The organism is Ruegeria sp. D7 (assembly GCF_056534355.1).
The window spans coordinates 1-25503 of sequence record NZ_JBQFPG010000004.1; the positions used below are offsets into that span (position 1 = coordinate 1).

The following is a 25503-nucleotide window of genomic DNA, read 5'->3' on the forward strand; positions in this document are numbered from 1 at the left end:
GGTAGATTGCAAGGCTTGAGCGAAGGGCGACCACTCTTGCAGGTCAAACGCTACCCCTACATCCAGTCCTAGGTATCGATCCCCTGACACCTCCGAGAAAGCATTTACCAACCCGTAAACCAACTCGGAGTGAACGAACACGGATGGGTTAGTCATCAGTTCAGCTTTCAAGCCGACCTGATCCAATGCTGGTTGCGGATTGATCTTACGTTCGGTGAGATATTGCAGAAAGGGAGCGGCTAAAGAGAGGCGAACAAAGCCCTCGCTATGCTCTCGGGAGGTGGAGTTGAAAGGCAAGCTCATAACCCTTGTTGGATTAGCTTTAAGAAGTGGCCATTTTTGCAGTCACATTCGTACATCTTAATTCAAAAGGGGCAACCGAGCCAATGAATTCCAGACTATAGTTGGCAAAACATGAATATGAAGGGAGTACTTATGTCCGGCTTACGAATGTCTCTTTGCTCGACGGCAATTGTCGCGGCAGTTCTTTCTTTTTCGGCGACCGCGCAGGCTCAGGATCAAGAAGAACCCCAAACGCTGTTTACCAACGTGCATGTCTTCGACGGTGTGAATGAGCAACGCATTGAAAATGCCAGTGTTCTGGTCGAGGGCAATCTGATCAAGTCCGTCTCAACCGATGCCATTGATGCGCCGAGCGCGACGGTTATCGACGGCGGTGGGCGCACTCTGACACCGGGCTTTATAGAGAATCACGCGCACCTGATGCTCATGGGGCCATCGATTGCCGAGATGGAAACCAACTCGACCTGGGAGGATTTCGCCATCCACGGGACCCGGATGGCCGAAATGTACCTGATGCAGGGCTTCACGACCGTTCGCGATGCCGGGGGCGCTGGGGGCGGGCTGCGGCGCGCAATTGACGCCGGCCAGATCGTCGGCCCCCGCTTTTATCCTTCCGGGGCATTTCTCGGAACACGTGGTGGTCACGCCGATTTCGCATCCTTCACATCTCCGCCGGGTGGGGTGACCAACTTTGGGACTCTGAATATGGCCCAACAGGTCAACGGTGTTGACGAAATTTACATGTATGGCCGCAACAACCTGCGCATGGGTGCCACGCAATTGAAGTTCATGCAATCAGGTGGGGTGATTTCGGCATTCGATCCATGGCAGTTGCTCGCCGGTTCGAAAGAAGAGATCGAGGCCGCTGTTCAGGTTGCCAACGAGTACGGCACCTATGTCATGGCACATTCCTACCGCAAAGAAGCGATCATCAATGCCCTGAATGCAGGGGTCAGAACCATTGAACACGGATTTCACTTTGACTGCGAGATTTCTGCTTTGATGAAAGAAAAAGGAGCGTACATCACGACGAACATCACAGCATTTGATCCAGGCCTACTTGATGTTCCTTCCGTGAAAAACAACCCCAACAGTTTGAGGAAGGCCAAATCGGCCTCGGCGACCTTCGAAGCCTACATTCCAAGTATGAAGGAATGCCCGGCGCCGCGCGGTTTCCAAACCGATTGCGTCGGCTCGGTCGAAGCGTGCAACATCCAGATCGCCTACGAGAAACATCTGAATAACCATTTCTTCGGCCCCTATGCGTCGATGGTAACCCTAACTTCGGTAGGTGGCGAGATCGCGGCACTTAGCGGTGATTTCATGAACCCCTATCCGGAAGGCAAACTGGGTGTGATCGAAGAAGGCGCCTATGCCGACATCCTGCTGATAGACGGCAACCCCCTCGAAGACTTCTCTGTCGTTGGAACAGGCGATCAGTGGTTCGGTGCGGACCCGAGGCCGGACAGCCCGGAAACAATCCGCCTGATCATGAAGGACGGTGTGATCTACAAAAACACACTGGATTGACCAGATAAAGCAGCCGGAGAGCATTCATGCGAAATTGGTTTTGCTCCGCAGTATTCGCAGGGTTGGTTTTGTGCGGTTATGATGCTGCGGCGACGCCTGGAACCGCGTTGGACTGGGCAGATCTGCCAGATCCGTCTGCGCAGGTCTTTGATGACCCCTATCGTGAACTCAGCCCCGAACAGTTCGACGATGTTCTTTTCGTTGTGCGTATACGCGGCAGGTTGCAGCAGGAGGTTGGCAGCGCCGAAGAACGGCAGAAATGGCAATTGCTTTTAGCAGAGACCGAAGACGCCTTGGTGTCAGACGGAATTGACGTCGACTGGTTACTCGATCAGCGCGAGGTTGTGACTGAACGTCGAAGAAAGGCTGGAACGAGCGGAAACCCGCAATTCGACGGCAGAACAATCACACTCGCGGGCTTTGCCATTCCTGCTCCAAGCGATCCGGACGGCCGGCCTGTGGCGTATTTGGTGCCAGAAAGAGGGATGTGCAGCCACATGCCTCCACCTCCGCCTAACCAGATGATCCGTGTGCGGTTGAACGGGGACTGGGCGCCTAGCTATTTCCACGAACCCGTTCGGCTGACAGGCACGCTGACTATCGATCCTTCCGTTCATAATATGATGGTTGTGGATGGCCTCATGCCTATGAATGCGACTTTCCAGCTAGAGGCGGAACGTGTCGAAACTCTGGAAACCGAGGCAGACAGGTTGGAATGGAAGCAGCGTGCTGCTGATCGCATCCGCGCGGCAGGAAATCGCAAGACCGGTGGGGCACAGGCGTCAAAATGATAAGACTTCTGGTTGCCGCATTGAGCATTGCATTTGCTGGCGCAGCGTCGGCTCAGGGACTATCCGGGCCATCTTCAGTCGAAGCCGATCTTGCGCCCGGAGACGGGCTCACCGATCCGCAATATCGTTCCGATTTTCCACGCAACATCGCACCGGGTTGGTTTCAGTGGAAAGACCGACTGGCTGAGGGTGGTTTTCGGTTCAACATTGACTACCTGGCATTGGGCCAAACCACGGATGCTGATCTGGGAACCGGCGAAGCAGCCAGCGGAATTGCGCGGTTCTACGGCAGTTGGCAGGCAACTGAACGGGGGTCTCTGACATTCAAGATCGAAGACAGGCACAGTTATACTGACGTTGCTCCGCAATTTCTCGGGCTGGATGGCGGAGCCCTTTCAATCACGGGAACAGCCTTCAATGACAACGGTTTGCTTCTGACCAATTTGTTCTGGACCCAAAGGGCTGAGAATGGGTCGTGGGCGCTGCAAGTCGGCCAGATTGATGTAACGGACTTTGTGGATATCTACGGGTTGGTAAGCCCCTACAGTGGTTTTCAAAACCTGTCTTTCAATACCAACCCGACAATCAACACGCCCAACCAAGGCCTTGGTATTGCCGGTGGGGTAAAGCTGAGCGAGAACCTCTACGCCGTTGCCAGCGTATCAGACGCAAACGCCGACCCGTCCGATCCAAACTTTGATGTGTTTAGCGACGGCAATCTCTTCAAGTCGCTCGAACTTGGGTACACGTCCGGCTTTGATCGCATCTACTTCGACAATATCCATCTGACCCTCTGGCATGCAGATGCGGCTGACGATGGCAGTCGAGCAGAAGATTACGGCGCAGCGTTTTCCGCCGCATGGTTTGTTGACAATAAATGGATGCCGTTCTTCCGTGCAGGGGCCTCGAAGGGAACCGCAGCGCTTTATGAACGGTCGATTTCTGCCGGTCTCGGTTACTATGGTCGCAACACCGATTTGGCCGGTCTGGGCCTAAACTGGGCCGAAGCAAGAGGCATAGATGGCGATCAGTTCACGCTTGAAGCTTTCTACCGCTTTTCAATCTCACCCGGACTGCAGATCACGCCATCGGTACAATTCATTTCCGACCCGCTTCTAAATCCCGATCAGGACCGGATTACCCTGTTCGGTCTAAGAACCCGGATCGTTTTCTAATGCGGGGTGAAGGCAGTCACTAAGGGGTGTGCCAAAGGGCAACTAAGAGAGATCAAGCGCGTGCCGGAATTTTCAACGCCGGTCGAATGAAGTTGGGAAGCAAAGGAACAATCTATGAAGATTGCATACGGAATTCTTGCAGCCTTAGCAGTTGTGTTTTTCATCCTTGGAGGCAGCGATGCCCATGCCAAAGACAACAAGGGTAAAAAGCCGAACAAGGGGGGCAAGAACGGTGATGTCAGCATTCAGATAGAAGACAAACCCGGCAAAGGCCCAAAAGCTGTACCACCTGGACAGATCAAGCGCTACACGCGCGGTGCCAAGCTCCCATCTGACCTGGAGTTCGAGGATATTGGGGACCTTTCCAAATGGAAGCTTGGGGAGCCGGGCAAAGGAAACCGCTACATTCTGGTCGATGACGAAGTCCTCGAAGTTACGAATGACCTGTCTACCGTGGTCGATGCCGTCGGCATCGTCGGTGATCTTCTAAATTAGGCGAAAGTACGATGTTTCAGGGCAAGAACTACCTCGTTTGCCCTGACGCTGGCCGGGGCGATCATTTGTGAACCCCGGCCCAAGTTCAAAACCCGGATCCGAGGCGCTACGATGATAAAGGCCCTTCTTGTTCTTTTTGCGCTTGCTACCTTTTCGTCAGCACGCGCCCTACTCGCTCAGGAAAACGGTGCAACTGAAGTCCCGCAAACAATACGCTTTGAGGGCTATGTATAGCCCAGTCGCGAAGCAGAACTGTCGCCTTTGGTGGACAATGTGGTCAACCGGACTTTGCAAAGTCTGCTTTCTGCGCATTGCTGTCATTGGAGTTTCGTGCAGCATCAGTAAGTTTGGGCTCAATCCCGCCGTTTTCCGCATTCTGCCCGAACGGCGGGTGTAGAGTCTTCGAATGCCCGCTTTGGATGAAAGTCACGGCAACTCTGCGGGCCGAATGGGCAGAAGACTTGTGGGGTGGTTCGCGACAAGCGGTGATGGGTGGTGCGCTCAACCATAAGGCGGTTCACATAACACCCCTACTGCGATGTTCGTACTGTGTTATCGTGGCGCAGAACATCCGGTGGTCGCAAAGCATGCCATGTGACAGTCCGTCCACTATTGTCGCAATGCGCAATAGAGTGTGATCTCGTGGCACTGCGCCCAATGACGGATTTCAGAAACCAGATCTAAACCCGGCGCAATTCTGAGACGACTCGGGTTTCTTGGAGCGAGAGCATTAATCGGGATGCGGCGTCGAACGTAGATTTTTTGACGTTTTTGCACTTTTGATTTCGCCGGCCCAAAATGTGTTGCCGGTGATACGACTATTACTTTGGAGATATACGAATTTGCAAAGACACCGCAGGCACTGGCGACATTCAACATTGTCTTGAACGCTCAATGACACCCTACTTTCGGTTGCAATAGGATCTGTTTCCATATGGCTGTTTCGTCGTAAAGGGTCCACTCACGACGAAGCTTTGGTTTTCCTGTAACCAATTCACCGTATTCGGCGTGGGTTGCGCCCAGGACGAAAACCTCGGCACCTGTCGGCTCACCAAATGCGCCATATCCTTCGTGTATTCCGTGAAGCGTCCAGCGAACGGCGGCACGAGGTGGCATCGCGGGATCATCACGACCAATTATATGGTGTATCTTGAATTCAGCCGTTGGGAAGCTGGCCCGCAATCCCATCCAAAATTGATCTGCACCGTCAAAGCTAACAGCTGCTGCCCCACCTGGATACTCCAACTGCGCGGCACGTTCATATTCTTCGGGGATTGCTTCGAATTCGGCGTGCATCAAACGTTCAAGCAAGTTCGCCAATCGCGTGCCCCAGATATTGCTATTGCCTGTCCCGGAATACGGACCACTGATATCATTCGCTGGAGAGTAGGGCTGGACGCATTTGCTCGGTCCGCCTTCTCGTTCAATCAAACCGCGTGCGTATTCTTTCGGGTTCAGACCCAATTGTCGCACAATTGCGCCTTGATCGCGAATAAGCCATTCGTCGTTGATCTGGTTGTTGATGACGTGGCAATCGGCGATGATCCTGTATTGAAGTTGTTTGTCCGTGGGTGCGCCGTAAACGCCGGGATGCGTATGCGTCGCCGTCGACAAAAGCCTGTGAGATGACAGCATTCCGTCTTCTGGCGTACCACACCAAATCACATCTTCGCCCAGCAACTTGCGGTCTGGAAACTCTGAAAGCGTCGCCATAGTCGCTGCGATCACGTCCTTGTTGCCTACAACAACCGACGCGGGCGAGCGAACGACAATATCTGGGGCGTAATAGTCGTGCAGTTTGGCGATGCGGCGGTCTTCCCACAGTTCTTTCGTGATGCTGATGATATAGTCGGGCAAATCGACAAACTTTGGGTCAAAACCGTTCATGTCTAATGTCCTTGGTATGACGGCATCAAGCGTCTCCAATCGGGAAGGATAGTCGACCCGGAACGCGCACCTTGTTGAATTCACGCAATCGCGCAAAAACGTCCACGCCGAGTTGTTGATAGGCATCCAGAAGGTCAACCATGACCCAGTTTTCCCGAATCTTATTGTTTTCCAGGCGCCAGAAATCCAATGATTTCATGGTGATGCGTTTACCCGTGGGTGCAATACCCATCCACCCATCGTTGGTCACGGTTTGGATCATATTCGGCCACCCGGTCACGGCTGCATAGTTGCCGTCACCGAAGAAGTGATAGGTTATTTCATCTACGTATCGGCCGCGATCCGGCATCCCATTCAGAAATGGGATCTGATGCCAATTGCGGAAACCAGCGATGCCTCGGCCTGTGCCAATTCCGGCCGGGCCGTACCAGTTGACGCGTTCGCTCCAGAAACGCGGCATTTCCATCTTTTCGGGGCCGCCCTGACTCGGGTGTTTTTTCATATGCTTCAGCATTGTAACGATGTGGTCGCAGGATGCGTTCGCCTTCACTTCGTCCCACGGTCCGGGTATGATGCCGTCGTTTGTGGCGGGGCCCGGTATGCAAAACTCTAGCCCCAATGACGGCGCCATCGGCCAAGCCTGGGCTTGCATCATCACTTCCGGAATGTCCCAAAGGGTTTGAATTTCGACAACTTTGTCGTTCACAATCCGATAGAACTCGTGAAAACGCATATGTGTCAGGTGCCCGGTTGGCGGAATGTCCAACCACGGCCCTACAAAGGTGCCAACGTAGTGGCCGCCGCATCCGACCCAATCATCCCCCCGCTCGGTCCGGCCTGCCATTACAATCCAATCTCGACGCTCAAGGTCGGGCATTGCTTCGAAAAGTGGCACATAGCAGGCGTCGAAAAAGTCCGTCGGGCCGCAAAAATCACCAAACGGGTGCGGCATGTGTATGACCGCATCTGCCGTAAAGATATCGGCAATGGCCGAGCGAACGTTACTTAGATCAAAATTGACCATCGCATTTCGAAGAGGCTCCAAGATCGCCTTGTTTCGCGTGTGTATGTCTGAGACGGGACTAGCGTCGTTCATAGTATTAGCCTTTGACTGCTCCAGCGGTCAGACCGCTTACGATTTGGCGCTGGAAGAATAGGATCAGGACGAACAGCGGTGCTGTTGCGGATACCACGGCGGCAACCGCATACATTACCTTGCCTTCGACTTGAGTGGTCCCCATGAAGCTGTTGATTGCGGGGATTATCGTCTCGTTCTCTTCGCTGAGAAGCATCACGGCGACGGTGAAATCATTATACGCCAGCAGAAAGCTGAACAAACCGGTGGTGATTACACCAGGCCACATTACGGGAACAATCACGTGTCTGAAGGCCTGAAAACGTGTACAACCGTCGACCATGGCACTCTCGTCCATGTCTTTAGGGATGTTCTTGAAAAACGAATGCAGCATCCAAAGGGTAAAGGGTTGATTTATTGCCACCAACACTATGATTGTGGTCGGCAATATGCCCCAGACATTCCACTCGAAGAACCACAACAGATAACCCGAAACCAATGTTATATGTGGCATGGCACGAAACACGAGTGCGGCCATGAGAATCCAAAATGCATACCGAAAACCCGAGCGCGCCAGCGCATAGCCTCCAAGCGTGCCGAACGTCAGAGAAATGACGACTGTAAAGAACACGACAATGCTGGTGTTCTTAAAGTTGAACCAAAAATCTTCCGTCACCCACGCGCCGTAATAGCCTTGTCCAGTGAATGTGCTGCCGGTTTGTTCGAGTGTGTTGGTCCCTCGCACGGCGTTCATCCAATCCGCTTTGGACAGGAAATCGGCTTGCACCTTGAAACTTCCCCAGAAGGTCCAAAGGAAGGGGAACGCTGCGATAAGCAGCCATAACCCTACCATCGTGAAGGAGAACAGTTTCAGTGGGGTCATGCGTGTTTCTGCTTTTCTCGCCATGATCTTGTCCTCAGTGAGATTTGCGCGTGAAATCGCGCCAAGTGCGAACGAGTACCGGCATCATCAGGATGACAACCAAGAAGATTGTGATCAAAGACGTTGCCCCGGCCGAACCGTAGAGTGGGTTGCCGCTTTCGCGCAGGTCGTTAAAGATAATCCAGCTCAGTGACCGGGCGTGGGCCTCGGCAGAGAAACTCACGATCGGTTCAAACACCCGCAAATTGTCCATGATTAGCATCAGTGTCACGAAGGTCACGAGTGGCATCAGATGTGGCACTACGACGTAGACCAAGCGTTGCCACTTCGAGGCTCCGTCGATCTGCGCGGCCTCCATTGTGTCCGCGGGAACCGTTTGTAGCCCGGCATAAAATGTGATGAAGCTGAAAGGCAAAGTGTGCCAGACACCATATACCATAAGCATGAACCACATGAGACCGGTGGAAGCTTTCAAGCTGAGGTTCGGGTCATTAAAGATGTTTTGAATGGTTGCGCCGATGACACCGTCGCCATCCACCATCCAGAACAGGATCAGCGAGCCGACCAGCGGTGTGACAAGGAAGGGCAAGAGTGAGACAAAGATCGCTGCGCCCTTGAGCTTGCGCGGCAGGGTGTTCACACCCACCGCTACGGCCATACCGAGGATCAGGACCATCGGCGTTACTATGAGCGTGTATGCAAGGGTAAAGGTGAGAGCATTATAAAATGGCAGGTCACCCAGCTCTCGCCAGAACTCGCCCATTGTCTCGGTGTTTGCCCAAGCCTCGCCAATTTCGGCAAAGGCCAGGTGCGAGCGGTTTGTATAGGTACCCAATCCATTGAACTTGCCTAAAGGTGCTTCATCACGAAGTTTCTGTGTCGCCTCAAGATCGACCGAGGTGGACTCCTTGCATCCAAATGGTCCACAACTTTCCGAAACAACCAGAACTTGTTCGTGTTGAACGAAAAGCGATTGGATAAAGACAGAAACAATTGGCAGAGCGATGAACAAAATCATTGCTGAAAGAGTTGGCAGGATGAACCAGAAGAATGTGCGATGCTTCATGTCAAATGTCCCCGTCGGTGGGTGTTAGGTTGAGAGGGGCTTACAAGTACCCCCCTCGCGCGCTCGATCAGGGGAGTTACTGAAGGAAGCCCGCTTCTTTCGCCGCTGTCCTGTATGCTGCCTCAACATCGGCAAGCGCCTTCTCGGCGCTTTCGTCACCTTTTAGGAAGTCCGACAGCTCGGAACCCAATGCAGCGTGCAGCAATCCGATCTGAGGAAGCATCGGGTACGGTTGCGCCCCGCCTTGAACAGTTGCCGCAACACCAGCTGCCGCTGGGCCAGGCGTAAATCCTTCGAGCAACCAAACAGCGTCGTCGTTGTTGGCCGCGACCATTTCCGGCGTCAACGCGCTTGCCAGTGCAGCGAATGTCGCTTCTGCTTCAGCGTCAGATACATTCGTGGAGATTGTGAAGCCATCCCACCATAGTGTTGCTCCGGGGATGCCACCCGGTTCAACTGAGGGCGCAGCGGATAGAACTGTATTCGATGTAACTTCCGCGCTTGACCCTTCATCGTCGAGGATTGGCGCTCCACGAGACCCCCACATGATACCAAGTGCGGCCTCGCCAGCTTCCCAAAGTCCCTGCGTTTCGTTCGAGGCTTGCGTAAGATGGTCTGGATGCGCGTATTCCACCATCGCTTTCAGTGTTTCCAAGGCAGCAATACCAGCTTCGCTGTTGACAGTTGGTTCGGCGGTGCCGGGTTTGAAGAACTCACCACCGTGCGCAAGAAAGACCAGATTAAAGGACTCGCCTACATTCCAGCCGGTCTTCAGGTTCATGACGATGGGATATTCCATGATTCCGGCATCCCGGATCGCCTTTGCAGCTTCAATCACCTCGTCATAGGTGCTCGGAGCGCTGTCGATCCCCACTTGCGCCAGAATGTCGGAGCGTGAGAACAGGTGCTGCGCATTAGCCATGAAAGCAATGGCCATGACATTGCCGTCAATGGCGATCTTTAGATTGTCGGGAATATTCTGACCGTGGCTTTCGATTAGATCGTTCAGCGGACGGACCAGTCCATCATTCATCAATTGTGTCAGTGTTGAATTAGCTACAATTACGCTGGTGTATTCGGCAGGATCCGGAGTGAGCGCTGCGTTCATGATCTGTCGGGCTTCGGTCGTATGATTGCGCGAAAACTCTGAGGCTGCTTCAGCGCAATTTCCTTCTGCGGTGCCCGCCACAGCGTGAATGGCGGGAAAATCACTCGCAAGTATACGGATGGACTGATCAGACGGGCCGCAATCTGCCGCGTAAGCAGTCGTCCCCATTAGTCCTGCCATTGCTCCAGCAACGAATAGTTTTTTGATGAGCATGTGTTTTCTCCCTTTGATGTTGGGCGCATCTTGTAACTTTGCACCCGGTTTCTCGGCTGTTTCGGAATGTGCTATGTGTCAGCTTCCGATGCGTGCTCCAGATTTCTGATCAAACAGATGGAAGTGTTCAGGGGCGACGTTGATCGAAACAATTTCACCGATCTCGGCGCGGTAAGATTTGTCTGCTTTTACCGAGACAAGCGCGCCGCCGATGCGAACCGAAACCATGGTCGCGTCACCCAGGAGTTCCATCGTGTAGATTGGAGCGTTGATCTGGCCGCCGATTTCGACGACGTTGGCGTCCTCGGCCCGGAAGCCAAGGGTGACCTTGCCATCTGGTGCACTCAATCCCGGCACGTCGACATGTTGTGCGCGGAAAGTTCCACCTGACATATCGCCATCCATCAGGTTCATTGCAGGGTTGCCGATAAAGCTGGCGACGAAAGCGTTGGCGGGGCTGTCGTAGATCTCAACAGGTGTACCCACTTGCTGCACAACACCCTGTTTCATGATCACAACCCGATCCGCCAAGGTCATCGCCTCAATCTGGTCGTGGGTTACATAAATGGTGGTCACCGCCAGTTCGTGGCTCAGGTTTTTGATCTGCGCCCGCGTCGAAACCCGAAGCTTCGCATCCAGATTCGAAAGCGGTTCGTCCATCAGGAAAACGTTTGGTTCACGTACAATTGCCCGAGCCAACGCCACACGCTGCCGCTGTCCGCCCGATAGTTCAGCAGGCTTCCGATGTAGGAAGTCATCCAACTCAACCATCGCGCTGGCTCGCCGCACCTTTTCGTCATGGATATTTGGATCGACGCCGCGCACTTTCAGCGGAAAGCGAATGTTCTCATAAACGTTCATGTTCGGGTAAAGCGCGTAACTCTGGAACACCATTGCCACATCGCGATCCTTTGGTTCCATTTCATTAACCCGCAGGCCGTCGATCAAAATGTCGCCTTCGCTGGCGTCTTCGAGCCCTGCAATCATCCGCATGGTTGTGGTTTTGCCGCAGCCCGAAGGGCCCAGAAGGACTAAGAACTCCTTGTCCGCAATCGTAAGGTCGAAATTGTCCACCCCAATGAAGCTGCCCCAACGCTTGCCAATGTTGCGAAGTTGGATTTCCGCCATCTATCCCTCCCGGAATCGCCTTGCATACGATTCAGATAAGGCTAGACGGTCAGCCACTTTCAGAATAATGAATTCATTCTATGAGTGATATAAATCAAATTGATCTCAGACTTGTCGACACCACCATACTCCTGGTGTTTCTCGGGGCCATGCGCCACAGGCAGGCCACAGCCGTCGCGCGCGAGATGGGGCTGACCCAACCTGCCGTCAGCCATGCCTTAAAGCGTCTTCGAAAACTCTATGATGACCCGCTGTTTCTAAGGCGCGCGCATGGGCTAGAACCAACTGCTTTAGCGCACGAATTGGAACCGAAAGTTCGCAGAATTGTTCGACTCATTTCACAAACATTAGAAGGTGCCGATGAATTCGAACCGAGTTCTACTTCCACCGACTTGAAGATAGGTGCATTTGACTACGAGCTTACCGGGGTAATTCCGCCGCTGGTTGCGAAGCTGCGCAAGGTGAGTCCGGGCATCAATATCCACGCATTTTCATTATTCAACGACGAAGCTCTTGAGGCCCTGACGCAGGGGCGCATTGATCTCGCGATAGGATATTTCGACTTTCCGGCAAAAAGTGAAAATCACTTTGTTTCAGAAGAGCTCTTTTCAGAAGATTACGTGCTGGTAGGTCGCAAGGGTCATCCTCTTTTGGAGGAAGATTTGACATTTGAACGAATAGCCAGGGCGAACCACCTGCTCATTTCACCGCATGGTCCTACTAGAAACTTGGTCGACCAAGCTCTGCAACTTCAAGGGTTTAGAAGAAACATTCAGACGATTGTGCCTTCACTTTTTTCCGCTCTTTCGATTGTGGAAAGCTCCGACCTTGTGATGACATTGCCTAAGCGGGCCGCAAATAACAACATTCGGAGGTTCGATATATCCCACCGACCCCTACCGATCGCAGGGGGAATATTCAAACTCCATGCAGTTCGTCATATTCGAGACGCCAATAGTCCTCTACACATCTGGCTAATCAATCAACTGATAGAAGTTGTTTCCGATTAGGCCGTGTTCACAAAAGGGGCTCACATCTACTTTCCGACATGAAACAAGCTGGTATCTGTGATGGAGGTCAACTTGACGCAAGACATAATAGTGTTCGAAGAATGATCGTTCTCAACATGGCCTGGCTCGTTGGTCGATGAAGACTCAGGCGTATCGCAAATCTGCGGCACTAATAGATATGTCGCTGTGCCTAGCTAGTGCCGCAAATTTATCTCGCCTGACCGAAATTAGCTTCTGATACGACCAAAGCGCGAACATCGTTGGATCGATGTCACCGTCTCGGTCTCCGGCCATTTCTGAATACTCGCTCCAATATTCAGAAAGCAGGTCTGGAGGATAGTAAATTGGTTTTGGGTTCTCAACGTACCTGACTATCAGGTTCTGGACGAGTTCATCGTTCTCCCTAAGCGAAACGATGAGGAACCTGTCTTTCAAAGCAGAAAATGTGGGATCACCGGCCGCAAACAATTCGCAGAACGACCCGCTTGAATCAGCCAGAACTGGCTGATCGGATTCCAGGCTAAGAAGGTCTTCGACTGCGGTAAGTTCAGCCTGCCTATGAAAGTTCTGCCGTTTCACATATTCGTTGAATTCAATCCCGCCTCTGTCTGGGTCTCCAGGCATCCCCAAATAGGAAGTCAATGGCGCAAGCGTGTCTTTGCACAATTCGTCGTCCAAGTTGAGAATGCCCAGTTCCTGCAGCCTGGAAAGCATAGCTCCCTTGCTGACCTCGGCATTGAATGCGTCAAGTATCTGCTTGCGCAAATACTGCCCTTGGATTTGGGCGTCTATCGACACATAGCGCCACGCCCCGGATTGGTTCAAAAAGCTCGAAAGGAGCGTCTTTCCAATTCCCGACATCCCGATCAGAAGGATGTCACGCGGTTCACTCAGAAGAGATAGAACTTCCGGGGTTACACACGTCAGCTTCATGGTGTTGCGAATATTCCATCAATCACACTTTGCACCGCTTCAACCGTCGGATCGACGGTTGCGAACTCTTCTTCGCGGGCTAACAAGTCTTCCAGCCGCGCCGGAGTTTCTGGGAGTGTTCCAAGCGCTTCTTCAACTGCCGTCGGGAATTTTGCCGGATGGGCTGTTTCAGCGACAACAATGGGTCCGTTAAGCGTTGCCCTCAGCTGATCCGCCGCGAAGTAGCCGGTTGCCGAATGTGGGCAAATGATCTTGCCGAACTGCTTATGGATCTGGCGCATGGTGTTTAAGGCATCGTGTTTGCCGCACTTTAACGCGTCGAAGTCTTTGGTCAGTCGGGAACGTTCGGATTGCGAAAGTTCGTAAATAGACTTCTCAGCGAGCTGCTTTTGCATGTCGCGCGTTGCGTTCCCGTCGCGTCCTTTCAGGATCCACAGCATACGCTCAAAGTTGCTGGAAACCTGAATATCCATGCTTGGCGAGATCGTCGGTATTGTCTCTGCCTTCGACATCATACCGGTCTCGAACAGCCGGGGGAGGGCATCATTTTCGTTCGATGTGACGATCAACTTCCCAATGGGAGCGCCCATTTGCTTCGCGATATAGCCCGCAAAGACATTTCCAAAATTCCCGCTGGGGACAGCAAAGTTCACGGGTTGGCCGTAATCGTTGTGGATTTTGACCGAAGCGTAAATGTAGTAGGACGTCTGAAGGAGGATCCGGGCCAGGTTGATCGAATTCACAGCCGTATAGCTATATTCTTTGGCAACTTCGCTTTGATACAGGTTTTTGACTAGGCTTTGGCAGTCATCAAAGTCGCCTCGAACGGAAATTGCCTGAACGTTTGCGGCTCCCAGGCAGGTCATCTGTTTGCGTTGAACATCAGAGACGCGGCCCTCCGGAAACAGAATTACTGCATTGGCTCGCGAACGTCCCGCAAAGGCATTTGCGGTGGCTGCGCCAGTATCTCCCGACGTTGCGCAGAGTACGGTCGCGCGCTTGTCAGTGATTGTGAGTTCCCGATCGATCGCTTCCGCCAAAGGGGCGAGGGCGTAATCCTTGAAAGCGAGCGTGGGGCCATGGAAAAGCTCCATGCTCCACATCTGGTCATCCAGGCGAGACAGAGGTGGGCCATCATTGCGTTCGAAACCGGCCAGCGCTTTTCTTATGCCTGCGGTGAAGTCGCACTGTTGCCACTCAGCTCCGCCAAACAGTGCCAGAACATCCGATGCAATCTGGTCGTAGGCCCGCCCGCTCAGCGTGGCCAATTCGCTGGATGTAAGTTCGGGCCAGGCCTCAGGCACGTAAAGACCGCCATCTTCGGCAGTTCCACGGCTTAGCAACTCTCGGAGAGATCGAGCGGGTGCGTTCCCGCGAGTACTTGAGTAGAGCATGGCATTTTCCAAGATTTCTAATATTGTGGATTTAGCAAGACCTCTATCGTTCGTAAACAAAAATCTAATATAGTGGAATTACGGAATGAACACACCTTTACCTACACCTGAAATCGGGAAAATTATGAAGGAAGCCAGGAAATCGCTGGGCCTGACCCTTGAGCGACTCTCTGAGCGTACAGGGGTGTCCCGATCGATGCTATCCGCCATTGAGAGGGGTGCCACCAACCCGACCTTTTCCATAGTCTGGGCCCTTTCTCAGGCACTTGGCGTTGACCTTAGCTTGCTTGAGGGCACGCCTGGTGGCGAGGATCCAATCGAGCATCTTCATCACTATTCCACGCCGATGCAGCGAAGTGCGGACGGTAAATGCGAGATTTATATGCTGAGCCCGCGACGCACTGTTCTTCCCGTAGAGTGGCACAGGCTTCTAATGAAGGTCGGAGCAGAGCTTGATTCAAAGCCCCATGCGCCTGGAACCTTCGAGCACCTGACCTGCCTGTCCGGCTCACTGTCGGTAACGGTCGCTGGACGAACTGTTCGGGCTGAGGCGGGCGATACATTGCGATACCGCAGTGACTGCAATCATCGCATTAACAACGAGGCGGATGGAGAAACGGAGGCCATCCTTCTTGTGGCTCAGCCGACTCAATATCAGGAACCTACAGCGTCAGTCTGAGAGGGCCTATAAAACCTATTGACTGAAATATGGTATTTATCCAATATACCGCATCTCGTGCGGCATATTGGAAAATTAAAAATGAAACAGCGACTGGTACCTCCAAGTAATAGCGGACTTTTCCGTTCGCGGGCCCACGCAGGATTGAGCGACGAATCGCGGTCAGGTTTCTTTGCCTGCCGCCGTAAGCAGCAAATGACTTGAGGCGTAACGCCCAATCCACTCGTTCTCAGGCTTAACTCCGGCAATGAAGGTACTATCGGATGACAACTGAACAACTGGCCCAGAAAGCGCGCGGGCGCCGTGGGCGTCGCCGTGATGGCGGGGTACCAGCCCCGGCAATCGTGCAGCGCCCGTTCGCGCAGCTTAAGCGTTCCTATCCTGCCGTTGAGCTGATTTCGGATGATCAGGTTGAACACATTCACCAGGCATCCCTGAAACTGCTTTCAGAAACCGGCCTGGATGTCTTGCATGACGACGCGCGTGCAGCGATGAAAAAAGCGGGGGCTGATGTCCGGGACGGTGAAGAACGTGTGCGCTTCGATCCTGATCTGATCAACGAAGCCATTGCAAGCGTGCCGTCTGAATTCACGCTCCACGCGCGAAACGCCCAGCACAACGTGACCATGGGCGGAAACAACATTGTATTCAACATGATGGCAAGCGCGCCGAATTGTTCGGATACGGATCGGGGCCGGCGCGCAGGCAATCAGGAAGATTTTCGCAACTTCCTCCGATTGGCCCAGATGCACAACGTTCTACACGTGACGGGTGGGTATCCGGTGGAGCCTGTCGATATTCACGCATCTATCCGCCATCTTGACTGTATTCAGGATTACATCACGCTGACCGACAAGGCCTATTGCATCTACTCACTTGGTGAGGAGCGTGTCTCCGATGCAATCGAGATGACGCGGATTGCCCATGGTCTGACGCACGACCAGATGCGTGATCAGGCCTGTATGTTCTCGATCATCAACACGAACTCTCCTCTCCAGCTCGATATTCCGATGATGCAGGGCGTGATGGCGTTGTCCGAGATGGGCCAGCCTGTTGTGATCACACCCTTCACGCTGGCAGGGGCGATGGCGCCCGTTACGATTGCGGGTGCCGTCACGCTGCAAAACGCCGAAGCTCTGGCGGGTGTGGCCTTTACCCAAATTGTGCGGCCAGGTGCGCCGGTGATGTATGGCGGCTTCACGTCCAACGTGGATATGAAGACCGGCTCGCCAGCATTTGGCACACCGGAATACATGAAGGCGCAGCATATCGGTGGACAGCTGGCGCGGCGCTACGGCATACCGTATCGCTCTTCGAATGTGTGCGCGGCCAATACGGTTGACTCGCAAGCGGCGTATGAGGCGGTCTTCTCGCTTTGGGGTGCGATCAATGGCGGCGCCAACATGCTCATGCACGGGGCAGGGTGGCTCGAAGGAGGGCTGTGCTGCTCGTATGAGAAGGTGATGCTTGATATCGACCTGCTGCAGATGGTCACGGAATTCCTTCAACCTGTTTCGACCAGCCCGGAAAACCTGGCGCTGGAAGCCATCAATGAGGTCGGGCCAGCGGGTCACTTCTTTGGCACTGAACACACCCAGGCGCGTTACCGCGATGCCTTCTATTCGCCAATCCTGAGTGACTGGCGCAACTTTGAGACTTGGCAGGAGGCGGGATCGCCGATTGCGATTGGGCGTGCCAACGCAGAGTGGAAAAACCGCCTTGCCACCTATGAGGCCCCGGCCTTGGACCCGGCGATCAGGGACGAGCTTGACGCCTTTGTCGTCAAGCGCAAGGCCGAGGGCGGTGCTGCCACGGATTTCTGACACTTGCAGGTTCGCCAGGACGGTCGCGACAACCGGGATCGTTCCGCTTACCAGCAATCCACTGCAAAGAAGAGAACCCCTTTTCACCGAGATAGATGCTTTGGGTCAAAACGAGGAGCGCGCACCCAAATGCAGTCAGAGTGAAAGCTGAATTCCTGAGGAAAAACGAAATATGCCTACTATTCAGACCGACGAGTCCACAGGCGGAAAGAAACTGCCGTCGCACGCCAAAGTCGTTGTTATTGGCGGCGGCGTTGTTGGTTGCTCGATCCTGTTCCACCTGGCCAAGTTCGGTTGGAAGGATGCGGTCCTGCTTGAACGTGACGAGCTGACATCCGGCTCATCCTGGCACGCGGCCGGCGGTATCCACACCATCAGCTCGGATCCGAATATCTCGCGCCTGCAATCATACACGATCAATCTTTATAAAGAGATCGAAGAACTGTCCGGGCAATCCGTTGGTCTACATCAAACTGGTGGCTTTTATGCCGCCTCGACCAAGGAATGGTATGATTACCTGAAGGGCGAGCGTTCGAAAGCGCGCTACATGGGGCTGGATCAGGAATTCATCTCGCCCAAGGAACTGGCCGAGCGTCATCCGCTGATCGATCCGGACCACTATCACGCGGTTCTGTGGGACGCACAGGACGGCCATCTGGACCCGTCCGGCACGACCTACGCTTTTGCCAAGGCGGCCAAGGCGCATGGCGCCCAGTATTTCACCCACTGTGGCGCCACCGATATGACACAGCGCCCCGATGGCAGCTGGGACATTGTCACCCCCAAAGGCACGATCAATGCAGAACATGTCGTGAACTGCGGCGGTCTGTGGGCGCGTGAGGTGGGCCATATGGCGGGCCTTCATCTGCCGGTTCAGCCGATGGAGCACCACTACCTGATCACCGAGCGCATGGACGAAGTCGTGAACTTCGGTCAGCAGCTACCGCACGGCATCGACTTCGAGGCCAACGTGTACTGCCGTCAGGAAGGGCAGGGCATGTTGCTGGGTACTTATGAAGCCCAGGCGACCCCGTGGAAAGTCGGCGGAACGCCCTGGGATTTTGGTCATGAACTGCTGCCGCCGGATCTGGATCGCGTGGCAGATCGTCTGGAAACCGCATTTGAACGCCTTCCGGCCATGGCCAATGCCGGGATCAAGGATGTGATCAACGGTCCGTTCACTTTTGGCCCTGATGGAAACCCGCTGATCGGCCCTGTTCCGGGCATGAAGAACTACTGGGTGGCGGTTGGTGTCATGGCGGGCTTCTGCCAGGGCGGCGGCGTGGGCCTGACCCTTGCGGAATGGATGATCGACGGCGAGCCATCCATCGATGTCTGGGCGATGGACGTGGCGCGTTTTGGAGAGTTCGCGACACCGGATTGGGGTACAGTCAAGTCGTCGGAAAACTACGAACGCCGGTTCGTGATGACCTTCCCGAATGAAACCCTGCCCAAGGGCCGCAAGCAGAAGACCACCGCGCTTTATGATCGCATGATCGCCAAAGGTGCGGTGATGGATCAGGGTTTCGGCCTCGAAAACGTACTCTGGTATGCCGACGGCCCGGAAGATGCGCATGAGGTTCCCTCGTTCGAGCGCAACCGGTCTCACGATTATGTCGGACGGGAGATCAAGGCCGTGCGCGAGGCCGTAGGTGGCATTGAGATTGCCAACTTTGCCAAGCATGAGTTCAAGGGTGAGCGTGTTCGCGAATACCTGAACCAAATCCTTGCCGGGTTCGTTCCCAAGCCCGGACGCCTGGCGCTGACGCCGATGCTGACGCCCAAGGGCAAGCTTTACGGCGACCTGACGGTTGCTTGCCTGGCCGAGGATCACTTTATGCTGTTCGGCTCGGGCGCGATGCAAGAGGCACACCGCCGCTGGTTCGAAAAAGACCTGCCTGCGGGCATTTCTTATGCCAACGTTTCAGACGACTGGCACGGCATTGCATTGTCTGGCCCGAAATCGCGAGACCTGCTGGCCCGGATCACGCGGGACGATGTTTCAGCCGAAGCCTTCAAGTTCCGCGACCTGCGCCAGACCTTTGTCGGCGGCGTGCCGGTGATCATCAACCGGATCAGCTTCTCTGGCGAATTGGGCTACGAAATCTATTGCAAACCGCAATACCTGATGCGCCTGGCAGACGCCATCGAAGAGGCCGGCGCCGATCTGGGCTATCGCTGGTACGGCGCGCGTGCGTTGCTGTCGATGCGACTCGAGAAGGGCTGGGGTGTCTGGACGATGGAATACCGTCCCGACTTCGACGCTGTCGAATCCGGCATGGATGTCTTCATCAACTGGAAGAAGGACTTCGTCGGCAAAGAAGCAACGCTGAAAGCCCGCGATGAAGGGGTCTCGCAGAAGTTGGTGACAATGACCATCGACGTCGAGGGGATCGACGTGGCCCATGACGAGGCGATCCTGAAAGATGGTGAACCGGTCGGCTACGTCAGCTCGGGCGGCTATGCGCACCATGTCGGCAAGTCGATGGCGATGGGTTACGTCGCAGCCGAGTTCGCACTGCCGGGAACGACGCTTCAGGTGGAAATTCTGGGCAACTTCTACGACGCGCTGGTTCTGGCAGGACCAATCTACGACGCCAACGGCGCAAACATGCGTTCTTGATCAGGAGAAAAACCATGGGGCGGCCAGAGAAAGACATAGATGTGGTTCTAAGTGAACTTGTTGAGGTGAACCGCTTCGTATTCTTATTGATGCCCGGGTTCTCGGCATTGGAACTGGGATCCGGCATCGACTCTCTGGCCGCCGCCAACGAAGCAATGGGTAAGGCCTTCTTTCAGTGGAAAACAGCCAGCGAAACGGGCGATAGCATAAAATCTTCTTCAGGGCTGAAAGTAGCAGTCGATAGTGCCCTGCCTGATGTGCACCGTGGAGATTGCATCGTTGTTTGCTGCGCCTTCAATTCCCAAAACTATTCTAAGTCTGGAAGGACTGCGGCTTGGCTACGGCAAGCCGCAAGACTAGGAGCACGACTATGCGGTCTAGGAGGTGGTGCACTGTTTCTCGCCCGGATCGGCATAGCGATCGAAGGGCCCATCAGCGCACACTGGAGAATGAAGCCTGTCTTTGAGGAAGGCTATCTGGATCTGGAGCCTACCTGCACAATTTTTGAAGAGGCTTCAAATATCGTCTCCTGCGGGGGAGGTGCCGCCACTCTGGACCTTTTTTCTGCGTTGATCCGCCAAAAAGCAGGTCCGGAAGCCTCTAGTCAGGTTGCTGACCAGCTCCTTTGTGGGTCTATGCGTGACGGAAATTGCCGTCAGAGTATCTCCAGTCTTTATGGTCCGAAACACCGGAACGAAAAGCTATCCAAAGCGCTGAGCTATATGCAGGAAACCTGGGAAGAGCCTGTTTCACCGTCGGTAGTCGCTCGCCAGGTCGGAATATCGACACGACAACTTGAAAGGCTGTTTAGTCGATATCTGGGGATGAGTCCTAAGACCTACATGATGGTTCTGAGGCTCGAGAGGGCGAGGGCATTGCTGCAGCAAACTCAGATGCGCGTGATCGACGTTGCCACGGCCTGCGGGTTCTCAACACAAGGCCTGTTTTCCAAACACTACAAAAGACACTTCGGGATACTGCCTCGTGACGAAAAGGTTGTGCTTGCGCACTAGCTTCGGAGAACGGCAATGCAATCGACTCAGACAACACTGATCACAACGAAATTGAACTGTGCCTACGGCGAAGCAGAGCGCAGAATGATCCCTTGTGCCTTCGGTGTTCCGATCAACAACACTGCAAAAGATCGCACCCCGGATACGTCAATGGGGGAATTCGCAGATCAAGCTATCAACGCAGCTTGAATGAAAGGCCGCGCACGTCAGGACGCGGCCTTTTTTTGCTTGCCATCAAGCGCCTGAAAGGAAGCCATAGTATGAACACCCATTACAGTCATCGGCGCAAGATTGACCCTAGCCAGGGCGTTCGTCTTGGCGATGGGACGGCAAATGACGGCGACCGGGTCGAGATTGGGCCGACCGCACTTGCACATGCTGAATGGCGCGAGGCGAGGTTGGCGTTGCCCGATCTGACCGAGATGCGCAAGGCCCGGCATCAGCGCCTGACCGACGCTATTGTGGCCCGCGGCTATGGGGGGTTGCTGATGTTCGATCCCCTGAACATCCGCTATGCGACCGACACGACAAACATGCAATTGTGGAACACCCACAACCCGTTCCGAGCCTGCCTGCTATGTGCCGACGGATACATGGTGCTTTGGGACTACAAGAATGCGCCGTTCCTCGCCGAGTATAATCCGCTTGTCCGCGAGAGCCGATCTGGCGCTGACATGTTCTACTTCGCCCGTGGCGACCGGATTGGGCCAGCGGCCGACACCTTCGCTGCCGAGGTGGCGGACCTGCTGGCCACCCATGCGCCGGGCTATACACAGATCGGGATAGACAAGATCCAGCCTGCGGGACTGGACGCGATCCGCCGAGCGGGGCTGGAGTATCGCGACGGCGAGGAAGTCACCGAACGCACACGGGGCATCAAGACCGAGCACGAGTTACGCGCCATGCGCTGCGCCATACATTCCTGCGAGCGTTCGATGGCCGCCATGGAAGAGTTCGCGCGCGCAGAAATTCCAAAGGGCGGGGTGACCGAGGACGATGTCTGGGCCGTGCTCCATGCCGAGAACATCAAGCGTGGCGGCGAATGGATCGAGACACGGCTGCTCACCTCGGGGCCACGCACGAACCCGTGGTTTCAGGAATGTGGACCTCGGGTCATCGCCGAGAACGAGATCCTCGCCTTCGACACTGATCTGATCGGGCCATATGGCATTTGCGCGGACCTCAGCCGTACATGGTGGATCGGTGACGAACTGGCGCCGAAGCATATGCGCGAGAGCTACGCCGAGGCCGTCGAGCACATCCGCTACAACACGGCGCTCCTGCGCCCCGGCCTCCACATGGAGGAGCTGACACGCTCATTGCATGTGCTGCAGGACAAGTATCAGGCGCTGAAATATTCCTCTCCGATGCATGGTGTGGGCCTGTGCGACGAATGGCCATTGATCGCCTATCCCGACCGACTGGTGGACGGCGCCTTCGACGCCATTCTCGAACCTGGGCTGACGCTGTGTGTCGAAGCGCTGGTGGGTGAGGTCGGCGGCGACCACATGGTCAAGCTGGAGGATCAGGGAGTTGTGACTGAAAGCGGGTTCGAAACGATTTCGACCTACCCGCTCGATAAGCGCCTGATGGGAGAAACGGCCTAGCTGGCATTCACAATATCCAAAGCCCGCCAGCAAACCCATGACACGGTCCGCTGACGGTTCAAAATCAGCATACAATGGAGGAAAGTATGAAACCACCTTTAGGCGAATTGGACATTCCAGTTTCCGAGAGCGGCTTTTATGAAGGGTTCTCAAAGAACGTTGCCGTGTCCGCGAAAATCCTCGTGGGTTTGCTCATCGTGTGGGCCGTAGCCTTTCCGGAGAGTGCCGCGGAGACACTAGGAGCATTGAATGGCTTCATTCTGGCAAGCTTTAACTCTTGGTACATCTACGCGGTAGCGTTTTTCCTGATACTTTGCCTTGTTCTCGCAGCATTGCCGGCTTCTGGCAGGCTTCGGCTGGGCCAGGACGATGAAAGGCCTGAATTTTCGAATTTCTCATGGTTTTCAATGATGTTCAGCGCCGGGATCGGCATTGGGATGCTGACTTTTGCGACGGCTGAACCGATTTACCATTTTCAGAACAACCCCCACGTGATTATGGGAGACGTGCCCGCTCAGACAGCTGAAACCGTAAGGTCAGCCTATATCTGGTCATTTGCGCATTGGGGGCTATCGGCCTGGGCATGCTATGCAATTGCCGGACTGGGGTTCGCGTATTTCTCATACCGAAGGGGCCTGCCACTTACGGTGCGCACCGCGCTCATCCCGCTTTTCGGCAAATCGCTTTCGGGCCCAATCGGTCATGTCATCGATATCGTGGCCGTGGTGGCAACTATCCTGGGCGTTGCCCAGACCCTTGGATTTGGTGTCGAGCAGTTTGTAGCCGGCCTTAATCGGATTGGTTTCGGTGACTGGTTGCTGGTGACCGGCGAGGGAGGAACACAAAAAGCGTCCTTTGCCGCCATCATCTTCGCTCTTGTGGTTATCATGGGTGCCTCGACCTTGTCCGCACTCTCCGGTGTCGGCAAGGGGATCAAGTGGCTGTCCAATATCAATATGGGGCTGAGCTTTTTCTTGTTGGCGTTCTTCCTGATTTTCGGTGCAACATTCTTCAGTCTGACGGCCATGTTCGTCGGTATCTGGGATTACCTGCTGGCGCTGCCGGGAATCAGCTTTACCGTCTGGTCAGATGATGGAACCGAAACGGGCGCCGCACTTGCCGGCTGGCAAGGCGGCTGGACGGTGTTCTACTGGGCCTGGTGGATCGCAGTGACCCCGTTCGTTGGTCTGTTTCTTGCCAGAGTTTCGCGTGGGCGCACAGTGCGCGAGTTTGTGTTGGGTGCAATGCTTGTCCCGGCAATGATGTGTTTCATCTGGTTCGCCTTTGTTGGCGGTACGGCCATCCACCTTGAACTTACAGGTGAGGCTGGGGGCTCGATTCTGGGCGCAGGAATCTCAGACCAGCTGTTTGCGACACTGGCCGTTATTCTCAACGACAATCTGACATGGGTGTTCTCAGTTATCGTTGTGGTACTTCTTTTGACATATCTTGTGACCACGGCAGACTCCGCTGTTTTGATCGTAAATACAATCAACGCCGCAGGCGATGACGGCCCGAAAGCCAAGCCGCACATCTATTTCTGGGGTGTCGCCCTGGCACTGGTGGTCGGAGCCCTGCTTGTCATTGGGGGTCTGGGAGCCATTCAAACCGCGATGGTTATTGCGGCTTTGCCATTCAGTTTGGCGATGGTTCTGATGGGCTTTGCACTGATTAAGGCGATCTACAACGATAGTCGAAGAATTGCCGAAGGTGTTCCGACCACCGCCCCGGCATCTGCTGCGGAATGAAGCTTGATAGTGATGAAAGGACTTCGAGATGAAAACGCGTAAATCTTTTGCAGCTATCAGTGTGGCGTCCGCGGTAACTGCCGCTTCTACAGTCTCGGCGGCCGACATGGTCATTGGCGTCCCGAACTGGCCATCGGGGGAAGCTACCGCACATATTCTGAAGGTTGCCTTGGAAAGTCGGCTGGACTTGGACGTCGAACTGCAGGACAGCACCAATGCAGCCATGTTTGCGGCTATGGATGCCGGAACCCTGCATGTGCATCCTGAGGTCTGGCTGCCCAGTCTCGACTACCTTCGACGGGAATATGTCGACGGCCGAAAAACGGTTCAGGTAAAGTCCAGTGGCCCCAAGGGGGCGCAAGGAATGTGCGTGACAAAGGGCACGGCGGAACGCACTGGTATCACGGATATCAAGCAGCTTTCCGATCCGGAAATGGCTCAGAAATTTGATAGTAACGGAGACGGAAAAGGTGAAGTCTGGATCGGCGCTGAAGGTTGGACTTCCACTTCCATCGAACAAGTCCGTGCACGTTCCTACGGCTATCACAAGACTATGAGCCTCAGGATCATGGATGAAGCCGACGCCTTGGCAGAACTGGGGGCTGCTGCCGGACAGAACGAGAATGTCGTATTCTATTGTTATCAGCCGCACTACATGTTCGAAGTGCACGAACTTGTCGTTCTGAGCGAGCCAGCGCACGTAAGTTCAAAGTGGATTATCGTGCCGCCCAACTCGATCCCGGGCTGGTTGGAGAAATCGACCGCCAGCGTTGCCTGGGATACTGACGATCTTCATGTCAGTTATGCGACCAGTTTGGAAAGCGCGCAGCCTGATGCCGTCGCAATGCTAAGCAATGTCAAGTTGGAGACCGAGATGCTCTCGGAAATGTCCTTTGCCTTGGCGGTCGAGAAAAAGGACCCCGAAGCATTTGCAAAGCAATGGGTTGAAGACAACTCGGCTGTTGTCGACAGTTGGTTCCCGTAGTGACATACGTTTCCAAGAATGCTTTAGGCGGTAA

Annotated in this window: 22 protein-coding genes; 13 read left to right on the forward strand and 9 right to left on the reverse strand. The window is 54.5% G+C overall.

All coding sequences use genetic code 11. The features are described from left to right. The coding region (locus ACRZ9U_RS07095) for a hypothetical protein (RefSeq protein WP_480901501.1) at window positions 1–303 on the reverse strand (303 nt) is incomplete at its 3' end. A 117-nt stretch (window positions 304–420) separates the two neighbouring features. Here ACRZ9U_RS07095 and ACRZ9U_RS07100 point away from each other — a divergent pair. From ACRZ9U_RS07100 to ACRZ9U_RS07115, 4 genes are all read left to right on the forward strand, one after another. Further along, entirely contained in the window at window positions 421–1833 is a 1413-nt protein-coding gene (locus tag ACRZ9U_RS07100; protein WP_234900806.1) for an amidohydrolase family protein, read from the forward strand. Window positions 1834–1859: 26 nt separating this feature from the next. Further along, window positions 1860–2624 (forward strand): DUF3299 domain-containing protein, encoded by a 765-nt coding sequence (locus ACRZ9U_RS07105; RefSeq protein ID WP_170337125.1) that lies wholly within the window; start codon window positions 1860–1862, stop codon window positions 2622–2624. Next, entirely contained in the window at window positions 2621–3799 is a 1179-nt protein-coding gene (locus ACRZ9U_RS07110; RefSeq protein WP_170337128.1) for a carbohydrate porin, read from the forward strand. The genes ACRZ9U_RS07105 and ACRZ9U_RS07110 overlap by 4 nt, the downstream gene beginning before the upstream one ends. A gap of 114 nt (window positions 3800–3913) precedes the next feature. Continuing rightward, a complete protein-coding gene (locus tag ACRZ9U_RS07115) occupies window positions 3914–4294 on the forward strand; it encodes a hypothetical protein (RefSeq protein ID WP_170337130.1) in 381 nt (126 codons plus the stop codon). A gap of 891 nt (window positions 4295–5185) precedes the next feature. Here the strand turns inward: ACRZ9U_RS07115 and ACRZ9U_RS07120 are convergent. The 6 genes from ACRZ9U_RS07120 to ACRZ9U_RS07145 all read right to left on the reverse strand — a co-directional run bounded on the left by ACRZ9U_RS07120 (window position 5186) and on the right by ACRZ9U_RS07145 (window position 11654). Further along, entirely contained in the window at window positions 5186–6181 is a 996-nt protein-coding gene (locus ACRZ9U_RS07120; RefSeq protein WP_170512638.1) for a nuclear transport factor 2 family protein, read from the reverse strand. A gap of 25 nt (window positions 6182–6206) precedes the next feature. Beyond that, window positions 6207–7205: an ester cyclase gene (locus ACRZ9U_RS07125; protein WP_170567774.1), complete on the reverse strand. Its 999-nt coding sequence runs from the start codon at window positions 7203–7205 to the stop codon at window positions 6207–6209. A gap of 76 nt (window positions 7206–7281) precedes the next feature. Next, complete coding sequence (locus tag ACRZ9U_RS07130; RefSeq protein ID WP_010442720.1) at window positions 7282–8163, reverse strand: carbohydrate ABC transporter permease; 882 nt, start codon at window positions 8161–8163, stop codon at window positions 7282–7284. 10 nt (window positions 8164–8173) lie between these two features. Then, window positions 8174–9205 (reverse strand): carbohydrate ABC transporter permease, encoded by a 1032-nt coding sequence (locus tag ACRZ9U_RS07135; protein WP_480901504.1) that lies wholly within the window; start codon window positions 9203–9205, stop codon window positions 8174–8176. A gap of 76 nt (window positions 9206–9281) precedes the next feature. Next, the gene (locus ACRZ9U_RS07140; protein WP_029622133.1) at window positions 9282–10526 is read right to left on the reverse strand and encodes an ABC transporter substrate-binding protein; all 1245 of its coding nucleotides are present in this window, start codon (window positions 10524–10526) and stop codon (window positions 9282–9284) included. Window positions 10527–10604: 78 nt separating this feature from the next. After that, the gene (locus ACRZ9U_RS07145) at window positions 10605–11654 is read right to left on the reverse strand and encodes an ABC transporter ATP-binding protein (RefSeq protein WP_170567760.1); all 1050 of its coding nucleotides are present in this window, start codon (window positions 11652–11654) and stop codon (window positions 10605–10607) included. Window positions 11655–11734: 80 nt separating this feature from the next. Between ACRZ9U_RS07145 and ACRZ9U_RS07150 the strand changes: the two genes are divergently transcribed. Next, the gene (locus tag ACRZ9U_RS07150; protein ID WP_170567758.1) at window positions 11735–12664 is read left to right on the forward strand and encodes a LysR family transcriptional regulator; all 930 of its coding nucleotides are present in this window, start codon (window positions 11735–11737) and stop codon (window positions 12662–12664) included. A 144-nt stretch (window positions 12665–12808) separates the two neighbouring features. Here the strand turns inward: ACRZ9U_RS07150 and ACRZ9U_RS07155 are convergent, their stop codons facing one another. Together ACRZ9U_RS07155 and thrC are read right to left on the reverse strand one after the other, a co-directional pair. Beyond that, a complete protein-coding gene (locus tag ACRZ9U_RS07155) occupies window positions 12809–13597 on the reverse strand; it encodes a hypothetical protein (RefSeq protein ID WP_170733134.1) in 789 nt (262 codons plus the stop codon). Beyond that, on the reverse strand, window positions 13594–14991 hold the full coding sequence (gene thrC / locus ACRZ9U_RS07160; RefSeq protein WP_480901507.1) for a threonine synthase: 1398 nt from the start codon (window positions 14989–14991) through the stop codon (window positions 13594–13596). Before thrC ends, ACRZ9U_RS07155 begins: the two co-directional genes overlap by 4 nt. Before the next feature lie 124 nt (window positions 14992–15115). On the opposite strand from thrC, the gene ACRZ9U_RS07165 reads away from it, so the two are divergent. The 8 genes from ACRZ9U_RS07165 to ACRZ9U_RS07200 all read left to right on the forward strand — a co-directional run bounded on the left by ACRZ9U_RS07165 (window position 15116) and on the right by ACRZ9U_RS07200 (window position 25469). After that, window positions 15116–15670: a helix-turn-helix domain-containing protein gene (locus ACRZ9U_RS07165; protein ID WP_010442713.1), complete on the forward strand. Its 555-nt coding sequence runs from the start codon at window positions 15116–15118 to the stop codon at window positions 15668–15670. Window positions 15671–15933: 263 nt separating this feature from the next. Then, entirely contained in the window at window positions 15934–17493 is a 1560-nt protein-coding gene (locus ACRZ9U_RS07170; RefSeq protein ID WP_170567752.1) for a trimethylamine methyltransferase family protein, read from the forward strand. A 172-nt stretch (window positions 17494–17665) separates the two neighbouring features. Next, window positions 17666–20116 carry a GcvT family protein gene (locus ACRZ9U_RS07175; RefSeq protein WP_170567750.1) on the forward strand — a complete coding sequence of 817 codons (2451 nt, stop codon included), beginning with the start codon at window positions 17666–17668 and terminating at the stop codon, window positions 20114–20116. A gap of 14 nt (window positions 20117–20130) precedes the next feature. After that, the gene (locus ACRZ9U_RS07180) at window positions 20131–21129 is read left to right on the forward strand and encodes a GlxA family transcriptional regulator (RefSeq protein ID WP_170567748.1); all 999 of its coding nucleotides are present in this window, start codon (window positions 20131–20133) and stop codon (window positions 21127–21129) included. A gap of 15 nt (window positions 21130–21144) precedes the next feature. Then, on the forward strand, window positions 21145–21318 hold the full coding sequence (locus ACRZ9U_RS07185; RefSeq protein WP_170687689.1) for a hypothetical protein: 174 nt from the start codon (window positions 21145–21147) through the stop codon (window positions 21316–21318). A gap of 71 nt (window positions 21319–21389) precedes the next feature. Continuing rightward, a complete protein-coding gene (dddP, locus tag ACRZ9U_RS07190; RefSeq protein ID WP_170567746.1) occupies window positions 21390–22736 on the forward strand; it encodes a dimethylsulfonioproprionate lyase DddP in 1347 nt (448 codons plus the stop codon). A gap of 86 nt (window positions 22737–22822) precedes the next feature. Next, window positions 22823–24484, forward strand: a complete 1662-nt coding sequence (locus tag ACRZ9U_RS07195) for a BCCT family transporter (RefSeq protein WP_120981184.1) — start codon at window positions 22823–22825, stop codon at window positions 24482–24484. Window positions 24485–24512: 28 nt separating this feature from the next. Beyond that, window positions 24513–25469, forward strand: a complete 957-nt coding sequence (locus tag ACRZ9U_RS07200) for an ABC transporter substrate-binding protein (protein ID WP_120981185.1) — start codon at window positions 24513–24515, stop codon at window positions 25467–25469. Window positions 25470–25503: the final 34 nt, after the last annotated feature.